16 protein-coding genes and 1 pseudogene are annotated in these 15,657 nt (G+C 32.0%); 4 read left to right on the forward strand and 13 right to left on the reverse strand.

What is annotated here, in order from left to right:
- Nucleotides 1-128: 128 nt before the first annotated feature.
- The 8 genes from KPL75_RS27085 to KPL75_RS27120 form a co-directional block, all read right to left on the reverse strand.
- Complete coding sequence (locus KPL75_RS27085; protein ID WP_219918762.1) at nucleotides 129-1,337, reverse strand: L-lactate MFS transporter; 1,209 nt, start codon at nucleotides 1,335-1,337, stop codon at nucleotides 129-131.
- 278 nt (nucleotides 1,338-1,615) lie between these two features.
- A complete protein-coding gene (locus KPL75_RS27090) occupies nucleotides 1,616-1,759 on the reverse strand; it encodes a hypothetical protein (protein WP_002013225.1) in 144 nt (47 codons plus the stop codon).
- Nucleotides 1,760-1,790: 31 nt separating this feature from the next.
- Nucleotides 1,791-2,819, reverse strand: a complete 1,029-nt coding sequence (locus KPL75_RS27095) for a serine hydrolase domain-containing protein (RefSeq protein ID WP_219918766.1) — start codon at nucleotides 2,817-2,819, stop codon at nucleotides 1,791-1,793.
- 111 nt (nucleotides 2,820-2,930) lie between these two features.
- Nucleotides 2,931-3,206, reverse strand: a complete 276-nt coding sequence (locus KPL75_RS27100) for a heterocycloanthracin/sonorensin family bacteriocin (RefSeq protein ID WP_219921178.1) — start codon at nucleotides 3,204-3,206, stop codon at nucleotides 2,931-2,933.
- 199 nt (nucleotides 3,207-3,405) lie between these two features.
- Nucleotides 3,406-3,852, reverse strand: a complete 447-nt coding sequence (locus KPL75_RS27105) for an NUDIX domain-containing protein (protein ID WP_219918768.1) — start codon at nucleotides 3,850-3,852, stop codon at nucleotides 3,406-3,408.
- Between the two features lie 61 nt (nucleotides 3,853-3,913).
- Nucleotides 3,914-4,372 (reverse strand): GNAT family N-acetyltransferase, encoded by a 459-nt coding sequence (locus tag KPL75_RS27110; protein WP_219918769.1) that lies wholly within the window; start codon nucleotides 4,370-4,372, stop codon nucleotides 3,914-3,916.
- Nucleotides 4,373-4,448: 76 nt separating this feature from the next.
- The gene (locus KPL75_RS27115) at nucleotides 4,449-5,372 is read right to left on the reverse strand and encodes a nucleoside hydrolase (RefSeq protein ID WP_219918771.1); all 924 of its coding nucleotides are present in this window, start codon (nucleotides 5,370-5,372) and stop codon (nucleotides 4,449-4,451) included.
- Between the two features lie 283 nt (nucleotides 5,373-5,655).
- Entirely contained in the window at nucleotides 5,656-6,567 is a 912-nt protein-coding gene (locus KPL75_RS27120; RefSeq protein WP_219918773.1) for a DMT family transporter, read from the reverse strand.
- A 153-nt stretch (nucleotides 6,568-6,720) separates the two neighbouring features.
- Between KPL75_RS27120 and KPL75_RS27125 the strand changes: the two genes are divergently transcribed.
- Nucleotides 6,721-8,154, forward strand: a complete 1,434-nt coding sequence (locus KPL75_RS27125; RefSeq protein ID WP_219918775.1) for a MocR-like pyridoxine biosynthesis transcription factor PdxR — start codon at nucleotides 6,721-6,723, stop codon at nucleotides 8,152-8,154.
- A 44-nt stretch (nucleotides 8,155-8,198) separates the two neighbouring features.
- Here KPL75_RS27125 and KPL75_RS27130 read toward each other — a convergent pair whose 3' ends face one another.
- Complete coding sequence (locus KPL75_RS27130) at nucleotides 8,199-8,729, reverse strand: DUF4269 domain-containing protein (protein ID WP_219918777.1); 531 nt, start codon at nucleotides 8,727-8,729, stop codon at nucleotides 8,199-8,201.
- Between the two features lie 172 nt (nucleotides 8,730-8,901).
- On the opposite strand from KPL75_RS27130, the gene KPL75_RS27135 reads away from it, so the two are divergent.
- Nucleotides 8,902-9,369: a DUF2306 domain-containing protein gene (locus KPL75_RS27135; RefSeq protein ID WP_113936383.1), complete on the forward strand. Its 468-nt coding sequence runs from the start codon at nucleotides 8,902-8,904 to the stop codon at nucleotides 9,367-9,369.
- A gap of 102 nt (nucleotides 9,370-9,471) precedes the next feature.
- Nucleotides 9,472-9,885 carry a magnetosome magnetite crystal formation protein family gene (locus KPL75_RS27140; protein WP_219918779.1) on the forward strand — a complete coding sequence of 138 codons (414 nt, stop codon included), beginning with the start codon at nucleotides 9,472-9,474 and terminating at the stop codon, nucleotides 9,883-9,885.
- Between the two features lie 133 nt (nucleotides 9,886-10,018).
- Here the strand turns inward: KPL75_RS27140 and KPL75_RS27145 are convergent, their stop codons facing one another.
- On the reverse strand, nucleotides 10,019-10,894 hold the full coding sequence (locus tag KPL75_RS27145; RefSeq protein ID WP_219918781.1) for a glycerophosphodiester phosphodiesterase: 876 nt from the start codon (nucleotides 10,892-10,894) through the stop codon (nucleotides 10,019-10,021).
- A gap of 45 nt (nucleotides 10,895-10,939) precedes the next feature.
- Nucleotides 10,940-11,739, reverse strand: a pseudogene (locus tag KPL75_RS27150) (GNAT family N-acetyltransferase).
- A gap of 508 nt (nucleotides 11,740-12,247) precedes the next feature.
- Between KPL75_RS27150 and KPL75_RS27155 the strand changes: the two are divergent.
- Complete coding sequence (locus KPL75_RS27155; protein WP_219918783.1) at nucleotides 12,248-12,946, forward strand: hypothetical protein; 699 nt, start codon at nucleotides 12,248-12,250, stop codon at nucleotides 12,944-12,946.
- Between the two features lie 59 nt (nucleotides 12,947-13,005).
- Here the strand turns inward: KPL75_RS27155 and KPL75_RS27160 are convergent, their stop codons facing one another.
- Both KPL75_RS27160 and KPL75_RS27165 read right to left on the reverse strand, forming a co-directional pair.
- Entirely contained in the window at nucleotides 13,006-14,301 is a 1,296-nt protein-coding gene (locus KPL75_RS27160) for an MFS transporter (protein WP_219918785.1), read from the reverse strand.
- Nucleotides 14,302-14,414: 113 nt separating this feature from the next.
- Nucleotides 14,415-15,638 carry a methyltransferase domain-containing protein gene (locus KPL75_RS27165; RefSeq protein ID WP_219918787.1) on the reverse strand — a complete coding sequence of 408 codons (1,224 nt, stop codon included), beginning with the start codon at nucleotides 15,636-15,638 and terminating at the stop codon, nucleotides 14,415-14,417.
- Nucleotides 15,639-15,657 lie beyond the last annotated feature (19 nt).

Below are 15,657 nucleotides of genomic sequence, written 5' to 3' on the forward strand. Positions count from 1 at the left end.
CTGTTTATTCTACCATTAAATCGTTTTGCTTCATAAATAGTAATTCGAGTAAATAACGAATATGAAACGATATCACGTTCATAAACACATGAAAAAAAGAGTCCTATCATAAGGACTCTTTTTTAGCATTAAGCTATCTTTCGATTTAATTGTTTTATTTCCTTCTTCTTTTCTACATTTGGAGGCCGGATTAATATAGAGATAACGAATGATATAATACTTAAAACACCGATTGTAATGAAAGTTGGCTGAAATCCGCCGAGTAGCGCTCCGATAAATGATCCTGCGAGTGCACCAAATCCGAAGCCTTGGTAAACAATTCCGTAGTTCGTACTATGGTTCTTTAATCCGAAGAAATCCCCGACGATGGCTGGGAATATAGTGATGTTACCACCAAAACAAAAAGCAACACTTGCTACACAGGCAAAATAAATACCGTAATTCAATGGAATAAAACTTAAAGTGAAAACGGACAATCCAATAATAATAAATGTTGCAGATACGATTTTCAATCTACCTATTTTATCCGATAACGTTCCGAGAATAATTCTCCCCACTGTATTAAAGACGGCAATCATTGCGACGGCATTAGCTGCAGTTGCTGCGCTAAGACCAACGAGCTGCACCCCAATGTCTTTTACCATTCCGATTAAATACAAACCACCCATACATGATGTGAACAGCATAAAAAACAAGAGATATACTTGTTTCGTTTGCATCATTTCACGCGGAGTATAGTCATTGTGTAATGTTTCAGTTACGGTGTTACTTACATTTGCTTCGCGTAAGAAGAACGATCCGATCAATACTAAAAGTAAGACGATAATACCCCAATATAAAAATGCTTGTGATACACCAAGACTATTAATGAGATTCCCGTTTATATATCTAAAGATTAAGCTACCCATTCCGTATGCTGAAACAGATATACCAGAAATGAGCCCTTTACGATTCGGAAACCATTTAATTAAATTAGATAGTGATGTAATATACGCAGTTCCATCTGCATAACCAACAACAACACCAGCTAATAAATAAAGTAATGGTAATGATGAAACTTGTGAACTGAGTATTAAACCGAGTCCTAGAACAATACCTGCAGTAGCAATGAGTTTACGAAGTCCTAATTTTTGTTGTAGCTTTGCTGCAAATAGTGTTGAAAATGATAAAGAAAAACTTGTAATAGAGAAAGTGATTGCGACTGAATTAAGGTTCCATCCAAACTTACTTACAAGGGGCTGATTAAATAAACTCCATGTATAAATTGTTCCTAGGCCAATTTGAACAATGATTGTACCTAGAACAATTAATAGCGGATTTATAGATGTTTGTTTCATACTAACTGTCCTCTTCTTTTTTCATGACATGAATTTTCTCAGTTAGTATATCCATGATAAATTGCAAGATACTGTACGGAAAATGGAAATTAAGTTAGCTTACACAAAAAGACACTTCATCAAGAAGTGCCTTTTTGTAGGTTATATACAGCATTTAAAGAAAGCTTTGTTAAGATAAGACATTTTCGAATGCTTATGTACATATGTTATCAAATAATTTGCTGAAAGTGATGAGACTTAAGACGTATTTTTCTTTCATAAATAAGTCGGAGAGAAAATTAATATTCAATTTCCTCGAAGTCTTTCGGCTGCGGTACAGTTTGCATATTAGCTGCATCTTTCGGATCGCTATAAATCGCGTTTTGTTCTGTGTTTACATCCTTTATATTTTGCTTTTTATTTTTATTCACTTCATTTTTCATTAAAGTTCACTCCTTTTTATTATAGGAGTAGTTATGCCCTAATCGTATTGTTTTTACTGTTACTAAATGTATCAGCGACTAAATTACTAAATTCACGTAAATAATATAAATAATTCTCCCCACCATAGTTGTATCTTTTATTGTACATTTTAGCAACGACAACATTATGTTCTGGAATCACTAATATCGTTGGTCCTGTAATTCCTAATATTTGATAAGAACCTTTAGGAACTCGTTCACCAAGCTCACTAAATAAGGCAGGTTCATTTTGAACAAACCAAAATAACCCGTTTTGTGGCAGTTCTTTATTTATATATTTTGGACTCTGCAAACTCGTAGCAAGTTCTATAACTTCTTTTGGCACAATTTGTTTACCATTTAAGAACCCGTTATTTAAATGGAGGTTCCCCCAGTATGCAAATTCTCTCGCAGAGACAAATAAATTTTTCTCGGATCCGTCATCTACTGCACCGAAACTTTCTACAGCATCTTCATTTGGATTTACAATAACCTTAACTAATTTTTCATCATGTTCTATTCTCCATCCAGTTTCATTGAAGTTGGCAGGTAGGAATACACGCTCCTTTAATAATTCAGGAAAACTCTTATTATACAGCTGATAAATAAGCTGCGTTACCATTCTTACATTAATATCTCTGTACGCCCAAGCTTGTCCCGGTTCAAATTCACGAAAAACTGTCCCCTCATCGGTTTCATTTAAACCGTGTGAATGAGTTATTAAGTGTCTTATCGTTGTCTTACCAAGTAATGAAGGATCATATTTTTTAAAATAATTTACTGCCTCGTCATCAAGAGATTTTATTTTCCCCTCATAAACTGCATAAGCTACCATTAATCCTAAATAGCTTTTTCTTGCGGAAGCGACATTGAACTGTGAAGATATGTTTACTTTTCTACTAGTAGGAGTATTTGAATGCGTTCCACTATAATGCTCTAGCACAATTTTATTATCTTTCATAATACAAAGTGCAGCCGCAGAACTTTGATTTGTTTCTTTAATATTTTCTACCCATGAAATTAATTTCTCATATTTGTACAAATAAATTTCCCCCTAAAATGAAACCGAAAAAATGATAGCATGAAAGAAAAGCGTTAACCCAACATAAACTGGTATTTACACTTTTCTTTCATGTGAAATATTATTCTGTACTTAAATAACCCACCAGTTCCAGCAATTAGAACAGCTGAAACAACCAACACAGCCTACACAACCTACGCAACCGCCGCAACGTCCGCCGCCACAACCACCACAGCGACCACCACAACCGCCACAACGTCCGCCGCCACCGCATCCGCCACAACGACGTGCATCGTCTTGAATGTAGTAATATGGATATTGATTTTGTTGCTGATCCCAGTAAACAACATTACCAGGTTGATAAGCATTAAGGTTTAATGCTTGTAGTTCTTGTTGAAATTCATTCATTATGAAACCCTCCATTTACAAATGTGAATTCCGTCCATATCTTTAAGTTTATTTACTTTTAAAAATAAAGTAGAAATAATGCTATAAACTAAATGCGTACATCAACAAAATATGACTTTACACTAGGTGATGTACCTTGTTTATGAGCCTATTTTCTTTATATTCTTTTAGTGGACGTAATTAATATAAATAGAGACAATTAAAAGTTACTAATCCAGCAAGTTAATAGTTCATCACTTAATTTTCTTTCTAGTAATTCTTTTACGGAAGGTGTTGGCATTATTGTATAGCAGTTTATATTTTCTTTATTAAAATCAATCCAGTGAAATGCTAAATGGGACTCTTTAGATATTGGAGTAAAATCTGATTTTAACTCATTTGAATCTATTTCAAAAATATGGTTAATTTCATGGTGAAGGGTTTCTTTGGCTTGCCATTGATTTTCTATGACGCCTAAAAATTGTTTTATACTGCAATTTACTCCAAGTTCTTCCCGTAACTCTCTTCTTAATGCATTCTCTGCTGATTCACCAACTTCAACATGACCGCCAGGTAAAAAATAGTGATGTCCTATGTATTCAGCAACTAGTAATTTTTCATCTTTTATCATGATAGCTCGTACAATATGATGGAATTTACTTTTCAATTGATATTCCTCCTAGTTATTTACTTTATACTTGATTAAAATAGTCATTTACCTTTTAAAGTTAAACAAATAAATGATACACTTGTTCACCGTCATAATCATGTCCTAATGGCTGAAAATCGTAACGCTCATATAGCTTCTTTGCAGAGATGTTATCTTTATGTACTGTTAATCTAATTTCTTTACACGCCTTAAATTTATTTTTGATTAAATAAATGCTTTCTTGTAATGCTGCTTTTCCATAACCATTACCTTGCTGCTTTTGATCAATAATAAATCCGTTTATCCAATACATATCTGATGTCTCTCTTACAACAGCATGCATAATAAAACCAACCATAGTATCACCATCGTATATAGCAAATGGTATGTACTCTACATTTTCACCATCTGGTTTTATATATACTTTAGCAAGTGAAACTGCTACAGTGGGGACAAATTTTCTTTGATCTTCTTTAACTTGTAACTTTAATGCATCTTCCCAATTTTCTCTCGTAACAACCTTTAACTGGACATTCAATATTGTAAGCTCCTTTATAAAGAGGATGTATTTTTATATTCAACGTAGTGAAATAATTCCCTTTTTCGACAACAACTTATAACATGATTTTCATAAAATCCTGGATAAATTTTTCCTCATCTAATTGTAACGCTATACGAGCCCCTTCAGATTTAGAGTGTGGGCGAAAATCAGCAAAAGTTTGTCCCTTCGTTTCACTGCATATATCCACGGTCACTTTTCGGGATGTATAATTTAAAAATGTAGGATTCACCAAACCGCTAATAGCAAGTACATCGTGTAATAAGGGCCCTTCAATAGATGGATTGAGTTTTTGGTATGCTGATAAATAATAATCGTACATGGGTTTCATAATCGGCTTAAATGGATTTTTTGTATTAGCTAAAATATAAGTAAATACATTTGGGGTTAAAACTGTTTTATTTGTTACATTTAAAGGGAATAACGTTATATTTTTCGCTTGCTGAAATACAATTTGACTTGCTATAGGATCTCCGTACACGTTTGCCTCTGCTAATGGAGTAACATTCCCTGCTTCTAAAAAGACACCACCCATAAAATAAATTCCTTTTACATTTAACATCAAGTCGTTCCATAAATTAAAAGCAATTGCTAACGAGGTAGATCTTCCTACATCGACAATTGTTAAATCCCCTCCATACTTTACAAGAATCGCAGCAATACTACCAAAATTGTATATCGGAATAGATAACACACTTTCCGGTACATGTATGGGTCCTAATCCTTCTGGTCCATGAATTTCAGGGTAATACGTTGTAATTTCATTTGTAAGTGGCTTTGTTGCCCCGCTAATTACAGGAATATCTTGTCTGTTTGCTAACTGTAAAATATATGCGGCATTATGAGCGGCATGTATATGTTCAACATTTCCATATCCAGTTACGATACCAACAATTTCAATTTCAGGATGCAGTAAGCCATACATAATTGCAAACGAATCATCAATACCTGGGTCTCCAAAAAATAAAACCTTCTCCAAGAAATGCACTCCTTTCATAGGTAAGATAATTATGTATATGTGGAAATAATTTAAATCTATACAGTTCTAAGCAAATATTAATGGTGAGTAATGTATTGATAAAAAAGAACTAGCATTATACTAGTTCTTTTGCAGATAAATAATCTACCAGTTTAATTAAATCTCGTACAAATATTAGACTAGCTGATTTTAATATAGATTTTTTCCACTATATTTATAGAATTGAAACCCTTTTATTAATCCGAAATTTTGCATTCAAATTGCAAATACTCGCAGGAATGTCTTACCATACTTTTTCACTCTCAATTTGCTTATAATCATCTTTATTAAATGTTAAATGAGCAATCACAACTCCAAGTATAGTAATTATCCCTCCAATTATCGAAACGAAGGTTGGCACCTCACCTAACCATATCCAATCAATAAAGCATGCAGTTACTGGTGTTAAATATAGAGAACTTGTTGCCTCAGATGCACCGGCATGGGATGTAATATATGCTAATGCAATATACGGAAGGACTGTCGGGAACACACCTAAATATATAACGCTCAAAGTAACCTCAATAGGAGCTGCTACGATTTCTTGATAAATCCCAGGTGAAAAAATAAGCATACATACAGTACCAGACCAAATTGTATATATTGTAAATGACAAGAAACCATACTTTTTTAAGTACGACTTTTGGAAAACGAAAAATAGGCTTTCTGAAAATGCCGCAAATAATATAAGGAATACCCCACTATTCAATTGAATGGAATCTCCTTGATCTAATGATAAAAAAGCAATTGCTGCTAAACTAATTACACCACCGATCCAACCATTTAATTTCATTTTTTCATTCAAAAAAACAGAAGCAAGAATTGCCGTTAATATAGGTGTTACAGATACAATTAAACTAGCAGGTCCAGCATTCACACTCTTCTCACCGTAGTTCAGTGCAGTATGATAAATAGTAAATCCTAGAGCGCCAAATATAAAAATTACTGGAATGTCTTTTAAGTCAGGTAAACGTAATTTGTATATTAACGAAAACAGAATAAGAATTAAAGAAGCAATCAGTAATCGTAGTAGTGTAAGGTGTTCAGGCGTGTAAGCTTCAAGCCCCATACGAATTCCCGGAAAAGCTGTCCCCCATATAAGAATCGTAAAAGCGTGAGCACATATAATACGAAAATCCCATTTTTTATTATGCATATTTTCTCTCCCTCTCCCATAAACCAGCCATTTTCCTATTACCAATTATTTCTTTTCATCATATTTAATAGTTGATACAATGTCTTCAACCAGTTATTCCTCGAAAAAACCAACCAATTTGCATTTTTAAAATGAATGAGGGAGTTTTTTTATATGTCTACGAATAAAAAATTGCCAAAATATCGACAAATAATAGACTATATGACAGAAAAAATTGAAAACGGAGAATGGCCAATTGGAAGTAAGATTCCTAGCCAGCGACAGTTAGCAAAATTATTTCATGTAAATCGCAGTACTATAATAACTGCGCTAGAAGAACTTATGGCAGATGGTTTAATTCAAGGAAAAGTTGGAGCGGGAACAATTGTAATGAATAATACATGGTCATTATTAGCGACTAATCCCCCGCCTGATTGGAGTGAATATGTGAAAGCCGGTATTCATAAACCAAGCAAGGTAATGGTTCGAGAAATTAATGAAGCAGAAGCAAACAAAAAATTCATTCATCTTAGTAAAGGAGAACTTGCACCTCATCTTTTCCCGTTAGAAACCATGCAATTCATTATGCGAAACGTATGTGAGGAGCTAGACTATTTCGGGTACGAGGAACAAAAAGGATATTTTCCTTTACGTGAAGCAATAAGTAATTATGTAAAATCATTTGGAATCAATACATCACCAAGTTCTATATTAATAGTCTCTGGTGCATTGCAGGCATTACAATTAATAGCAATCGGTCTATTACATAGAGAGTCAACTGTTTTACTTGAACAACCTTCTTACTTATATTCACTTCATGTATTTCAGTCGGCTAATATTCACCTTTCTGGAATACATATGGATCAACACGGCATTGTTCCTAATGACTTATTAAGACGAATTAATTATAGTCAAAAGAAAAATATTTTATATTCGATTCCTTGTTTTCAAAATCCAACGGGTGTATTAATGTCCAAAGAGCGACGAGAAGAAATACTAAAAATTTGCGAAAAGGAACAATTGCCTATCATTGAAGATGATATTTATCGTGAGTTATGGATTGATGAACTACCTCCACCTCCATTAAAATCAATGGATAAACACGGACATGTATTATATATTGGTAGTCTCTCTAAAACGCTTAGTCCAGGACTTAGAATTGGTTGGATTATCGGACCAGAGCCAGTTATTGATAGATTATCAGACATAAAAATGCAAACAGACTATGGATCGAGTTCTTTATCTCAAAGAGTTGCTGCAGAATGGTTAAGTAAAGGTTTTTATGAAGAACACGTTGCGAACGTAAGGATCCACCTGAAAGAGCGAAGACGAATGATGGTACAAGCTTTAGACAAGTATTGTGCAGACATAGCAACTTGGGATATCCCAAGTGGTGGATTTTTTATATGGCTAACGGTTGTACCTAACATTCCAATGAAAAAACTATTTTCAGAGGCACTATCAAAGGGAGTACTTTTAAACCCAGGACGTATTTATGAAGAAGAATCGGATCAGTGCATACGCTTATCGTATGGATATGCTTCCACTGAACAAATTGCTCAAGGTATTTATATATTAAGTAATTTGATTCGTAAGTTAATGGCATAATAAAAATCCTCTTTTATATAAAGAGGATTTTTTGTGTACCTTATTTACCACAATCTCATTTCCTGTCCTAATAAAATAAGTTCTTCATAAGGATCTCCGTCAATTTTTAATACTTGTGTAAAAGCCGGTTCTGTTTTTATGCCTTGTTCTTTTAATTGGATGATTTTTTTTCTAATATGGGGATGCTGCATTAATAGCATGTGCTCCACTATCATATGTTTATATGCATTTTGGTTACGCACTGGCCGCGGTTGACCAAATAATTCGAATTCAAAACCTTCAAATTGAAAATTCACCTTTATTGTTAAGATATTTTTAAAGTTTTTCTTTTTCATTTCAAATCCTTCGTATGAGCCATACAATGATCTAATTTCCTGTTCAAAAAAATCATAATTATGTACTTCCATTACAATGTCTAAGTCAGAATGAAGGGTATCAATTCTAATAGGGATTGTCCCGCAAAGTACAGGGCTATATAAAGCTAAATCCTCCATTATGTTTAGTTTATTCATAACGTCGTAAACTTTTTGTTGCTTATCATTCCCAGATTGTAAATATGTAATAGATGTAAACATAGAAGTCTCTCCTTCATTTAACGTAATACTCGTCTCACTAAATTTGAGAAAAAATTTAATCATTCCATTTTGTTCTAGGAGTACCTATATTTCAATATATTAAGCCGAACTAACTATATTTTTCAACTTTTCTCCTATACTGCAATACTATAAAAAAAAAGGAGGAACTTTCATGAGCATTTTCAACATTCTTTTGACCATACACATATTATTTGGAACCATATGTTTAATTACTGGTATTGTAGCGATGGTTGCTCAAAAAAAGAAAGGAAAACATACGGAATGGGGCGAAATATATCATGCATCGTATGTTGTCATCACCCTTACTGCAATACTATTATCCATTATAAACTGGGATAAAATCGCATATTTATTTTATGTAGCAATTTTCTCTTATTCATTTGCAATTTATGGCTACCTTGCAAGAAAAAAGCGTTGGAAAAATTGGATTCGCCACCATATTAGAGGTATGTTAGGCTCTTATATCGGTGCGGTAACTGCGCTTTTAGTAAACGTCGGCATTCATATTCCAATTATTAATTTACTGCCGCCTATATGGTTTTGGTTTTTACCTACCTTAATTGGCATTCCTCTCGTAGCCAGTGTATCAAAAAAATATAAAAAACAGAGGAAAAATTAGTTACATTTTGATTACTTTCTAGTTCATTTTTATTCCATGTTTCCTATGATATAATGGGTTGTATTGTTTTTTACCATCTAAATTAAATATAGGAGGATTTTAATGATACTATCACAAGATAAAAACATTAAACTAGCGATACATGGAATTACTTTATTATCTTTCTTGGCCTTTTTCCTCTTTGGTAATACACTTTTCTTTATACCGCTCATACTTTATTTCGTTTTCAAATCACAAAGTATAAAAGAAATGAATCTAGAATCAGCCCTTTTCCAATTTGGAGTATGGCTCGCTGTATTTCTTTGGAACTTCGTAGTAGTCCGTACACTCATGCTTTCCTTATTACACATTGACTTGAGTACAAATTCCTTATTTGTTATTTTTGGAACAATTCCACTATATATAATACTTTTAGCTGCTGTAATTTTAGGACCACTTAAAGGGATTTTATATGAATTACAAAATAAAGAGTTTCATTATCCTATTGTTTCACGATGGGTGCATAGAACTAAATAAAAAGAATCCAATATTTTTATTGGATTCTTTTTGGTCTCTCTTTTGCATAGTTATTTAAACTTCGGCTCAAGGTATTTAATTATGTTACCGTCAGGAAAACAGCTGTACATCATTTCCTAGCGGGGGCTTCTTTTTACTTATGATTTTTTAAATCCAATATTGACTGCAAACGATCTGGATAATTAGTAAACATCCCATCGACGCCCCAAGAAAGTAATTTTTTCATATCTTTTTCATTATCTACTGTAAATGGATGAACTTCTAATTCATATTTCTTTATTTTTTTAACATAAGCTGCATCAATATATTTGTAGTTCATGCCAAGACCCATGCAGTATGTTTTATACTTTTCTATTTCTGATTCTGTTAATTGAACTGATTTTTTATATGATAATAATTGTACTAGCGGTATATTGGTATTTAAATTATGAATCTTTCGCAGACTTTCTTCACTAAATGATTGAATAATAGCTTTATCATTTATTTGGTAGCGATTTATAATTTCTAATAGTTTTTCTTCCATTCCAGGATATTCATCTGGTGATTTTGTTTCGATATAATAGTTAGCATTATGTCCAAACGTTTCAATAATTTCTTCTAGTGTTGGAACTTTAGCATCTTCAAATTCTTTTTTTGCTAAATTTGGATGCTTTTTATTGAAAAAAGAACCTGCATTTAGTTTCTTTATTTCTTCTAATGTATGTTCTTTAACTAATCCCATACCGTTAGTTGTACGGTTTAATGTTTCATCATGCATAGCTATTAAATGTCCATCTTTTGTCATTTGAAGATCTATTTCTATGTAATCACCCTTTAATTGTCGCCCTAATTTATAAGCTGCTATTGTATGTTCTGGTGCATATGCAGAAGCACCTCTATGTGCAATGTTTTTTATATGATTTGATTGATTAGTAGCTTTTATATAATTATGTTCATTTACTTGTTGAAAAACAAAGATGCTTATTACTATGAAGAAACAAATGATTGTAATTAGAGATATTTTGTTCATAACAGTATGTTAACTCCTATATTTAAAACAATTTGACTTGATCATTTACTCAAATAAATGACGATTTTCAAAAACAGTCATTTGTCCTACAGCTTGAAAGCCGGATTTTTTATAAATATTTATTCCATCAGGTGAAGCTTGTAATACACAATACGTATTTTTTAGTTGTTTAGCTTCTTGCAGCAAGAAATTAAACATAGTAGAGCCGAATCCTTGTCCTCTCATATCTTCTTTAGTCGCTATATCATAAATACCGACACTATCTTTCGTACATACTAAAGAGCCAGCCGATACGACCTCACCTTTATAAAGACCTAAGTATAGTTTCATGTCATCACTATTCCATAAATCTAAAGAAGAAATTTGATTATAGTATGCTTGAACGTGAATACCTTCTGCTGATGTACCGAATAGATCTGCTAACGTTTCGCCAAATTGTTGTATTTGTTCTGGCGATGTTGCATTTTGTATTGTAAAACCTACTGGAATGTCTATTGTTGGATGAATTTTTCTTAAGTCTGCTACCATCGCGATATTCTGTTCTGCTTCTTTTAAACCAAGTTTGATTAATTCGCTTTTTATAGTCTGTTCTTGCTTATCATCCCAAAACCAAACACTCATTGGAAATTTTTTTGATTATAGCATTCTACCTCCTTATATAATTTCTCGATCCCTTCCGTTACATTACTATTTAGTAGTGTAATAATATTAAATGTATCTGCAGGTAATCCGCAGTCGACAGTAATATAATCCTTCGTTTCTTTTACATCCATTCCATGTACCTGCCGCGCAATATATGAGGTTTTATATGTGAAATTATCTATTAGTAACTGTTTATAATTCATTAATTTTTGCTCCTTTCATAAAAATTCGTATTCGAATCCTTCAGTATTAAATATAACATATAAGAAATGTACCTATTTCTATAAAAATATCTCTATAAATCACTCTTTGCGCCCTAAAAGAATTAAAAATGATATAACATTGTCGGAATGAAAAAAGTGGTATATAATAAATATTAACATTACTAGTAATTATTTTAGGTATTCCTAGAATAAAGGAGCGATACATATGAAAATTACTATTTATTTCGGAAGTCATGAAGATCAAGATGTTCGTACTATGGACTGTCATTTAGATGTAGAAGATACAGAAGAGATTGTTTCTGTATCATAATATAAATAATCGGGATGAACCCTATTCCCTACAGCGTTTAAGACACCTTTTACAGGTGTCTTTTTTATTGTTTTTTCGTCAAAAACCCTTTACTTTAGAGCGTTTTAATAGTAAAATATAGGTATACGAACAAACGTTCTTTTTAATTTATTTGTACATGAAGGGATGATTTTAACAATGACTCAAACAAAGCGCAGAGGAAGAAAAAAGCAAACACCTATTATTTCAAATACAGGCTTTATCGGCTCTGTCTTTATTGATACATTGGAGTTACAAAAGAAATCCTATTATTTCGCTCGTAAAAAACTTCAAATTGTTCATCATGTACTAGATGGTCTATCTGGAGCAACGAGTGCGTTATTTAAAGAACATAATATCTCTGCATACATGTCATGTGTGTATTTACATAAACAAAAGAAAATTGGTTTTGTTCTTTCAACAAAACCTTTTGAACAAAGTGATGGCGTTGCTTACTTTATAAATTATTTAATTGAAAAGAATTTTTACGGTAATGAAGACGTTGAATATCAAGAAGTATTTAATACAGGTTTTATTGGTGTAGTATTCGCGGATTTATCTAGTATAGATCGCTTTAATTTTGAGTTTGAAATGGGTATGTTAACAAAATTAATGAAAGATATGATTATTCCGGTTAAAGAACTCTTTTTACGCCATAATGTACCGGCATACATCTCCACTTCTCATTTAGAGGAACAAAATAAATTAGGTTTCGTTCTATCTGTAAAGCCTTACGGTGAACGCGCTGAAGCAGATTTATACTTTGAAACATACTTAATAGAACGAGGATTATTTATTGGTGATGAAGAGGATGATATTGATAAGATTGTTATTAGAAAGACAGCTGAATTACGATAGAAAAGCGCAGGATCATCATCCTGCGCTTTTTAAACATTTAACAATATCATTTAGTTACGTTAAACACTATAATCTTTTGAATGAATTTCTAAATTCAACTTATTTGAGTAAGCCTTATTCAAAATAAGAAATACTATCCCTCCTGCAATTGGAAGCGTGTAGGCTGGAATATAATTTAATAATAGACCTGATAATGCCAGTGCTATTGGCTGCATCATTTTACCTATACTTAATCCAATACTGAGCACTCTTCCCCTATATTCATCGGAAATCTCTTTTTGCATGAAATAAATTAAAGGAATATCAATGAGCGCTATAATAAGCCCTAAAAAGAACATAACAACACAATACGTAATAACGTATACAAAATCATTTACTTCAAAACTTTTGAATAAAACTGGAATTCCTGAAATAACCATAAAAACTGCCAGCATAGAACTTAGCTTTTTCAAAAGATAAGAGTAAGAAAAACGATCAGTTATCTTTTTTACTAAAATTGCACCAATTATCATCCCTACTGGAAAAGTCCCTTGAATGATACCAAATTGCTTAGAACTAAGATTGAGAACTGTGTTAATAATGTATGGAAATGGAACAGTTACAGCAAACCCTAAGAAGAAATTAAGTGAAATTAAAATTCGAAACGTATTCTTTAAGCTTTCCTTTTCAATTAAGTATGAAAACCCCTCTTTTATATCTTTAATAAAATTAATTCTCCGTTTTGAGCATTCCTCATTTATGTTGAACTCGAACAGTTTAAAATGAATAAATAATATGGATATACCCGAAAGAATAAATGAAATACCGTTTATAATTATAAAAGTTTTTATATCTAATACAGCGAAAACGATGCCACCTAACATAGGACCGAGAATTAAAGATACAGAATCGATAATTTTACTTATAGAGTTAATACTCATTAAACTCTCTTTAGAGACGATATTTGGTTTTGCGGCTTCTAACCCTATCCCAAAGAATGTTGTAAATACCGACATAAAAAAGGTTGTAGCATAAATGATGAATAAGTTTAATCCATAATTGCTGCTTAATATATAAACAGCGATTAATAAGCTTCCATTTAATAAATCCATACAAACAACCAACTTCTTTTTATCAACCTTATCTGCAATTACACCGGCAAATGGATTCATAACAATCATTGGAATAGTCCCTAATATGAGCGTAATCGCGAAATTTAATGCTGATCCGGTTATTTGTAAAACATATAATCCTAATGCGAAACTATAAATAGAGCTACCAAATATTGATACTGTTTTCCCAATTGAATAGAGACAAATGTTTCTTAGTTCCTGATTACCTTTCTCATTCTGTGAATGTATTCGTAAACTCCCCATAACTTTTTTCCTCCCGCTTAATTTTGTATTACGTACAGTGTAAGTTCTCGGGTCAACCCAATATCAATATGTGCAAATTTAAAATTTTTAAAAGAAAATAAAAAAAGATGGGGTCAACCCCATCTTTTTCCGAAAAATGAATATGTATAAATTTCTTCTCCTTGAACAAAGAAATTCTCGTATTTTCCGCCTCGTTCCAAATAATTTGAAGTTCTTTCATCTATGGATTGAAAATGTAGATTTTGGATTTCTTTCGTTACTTTTAAAAGTGTAAAATTCTCTCGAAATCTAGTTATAATTTGGCTGTTTATGCTAAAATTTTTAAATAAAATAAATAAACTTAATAAATGACAATTAGGTTTTAAAAGAGAATTTAATTCGTGAAGTAAAAAATTCTCATGCTCAAAACTATAATTGCTAGTACCAGACTGATCAATTACAATATCAACAGACTGATTCTTAATAGGTATATTCAAAAAATCAGTACAAATAAAAAGAATGTTTCTTTTCGGGTTTCTTCTCTCTAATACATCTTTTAAAAATAGTAGTTTATTCAAATCTCGATCAACTGCAATAAATAAGCAATCTTCGGGTAGTTCTTCATAAATGTTTCGCAAAAAGAACCCAAGACCCGATCCTATATCAAGTAGTATTTTGTTATTTAAATCTAATTGTAATAGTTTCTTTTTTGCCCATTCTCCTTCTCTATTCATATTTTCCAAATATGCAGTATCAGTTTCATGGATATAATCCGAAATAGAATCTTCAAGTGACGTGCGCTCATATACTTTAAATAATTTACCAGCTGTTATAATCCCTGAAATAATAACGTATTCTTCACCGCAGTTACAAGTCAAATTCCCCTCTATAATTTGATTGTTATTAATAATTCCATTTTGAAGAATTAGCTTTTCGCTACACTTAGAACATGTAAGTAACTGAAGTACGCTTAAATCTATCCCTATAATAGAATTCGGAGTTTCATTTGTTATAGATAAACCATTTAACACCTCCTTTAATTTATCTCTTCTCTCCTCTAAAATTTGTATTTCCTGTTCAATCTTTTCATATTTCACTTTAAATAAAGATTGGTAAAAAGTATCTTTTTCGTAATTCATAGATTTTGCTAAATTTTTATAAAGAAAAAGTTCTTTAATTTCATTCAAGCTAAAACCTAGCCATTTATACTCTAATATAAGCTCTACATCTTTTTGACAATACTCATCAAAAAAATAGTGGCCACCCTTCTTTTCAGGAATAATCAGTCCGAGATCCATATAATGTCTAATCGTATCTATACTTATATTATTTATTTCTCCAAACTTTCCGATTTTCATAATATCACTACCATTATAA

Source organism: Bacillus sp. NP247, from assembly GCF_018966865.1.
Taxonomy (GTDB): domain Bacteria; phylum Bacillota; class Bacilli; order Bacillales; family Bacillaceae_G; genus Bacillus_A.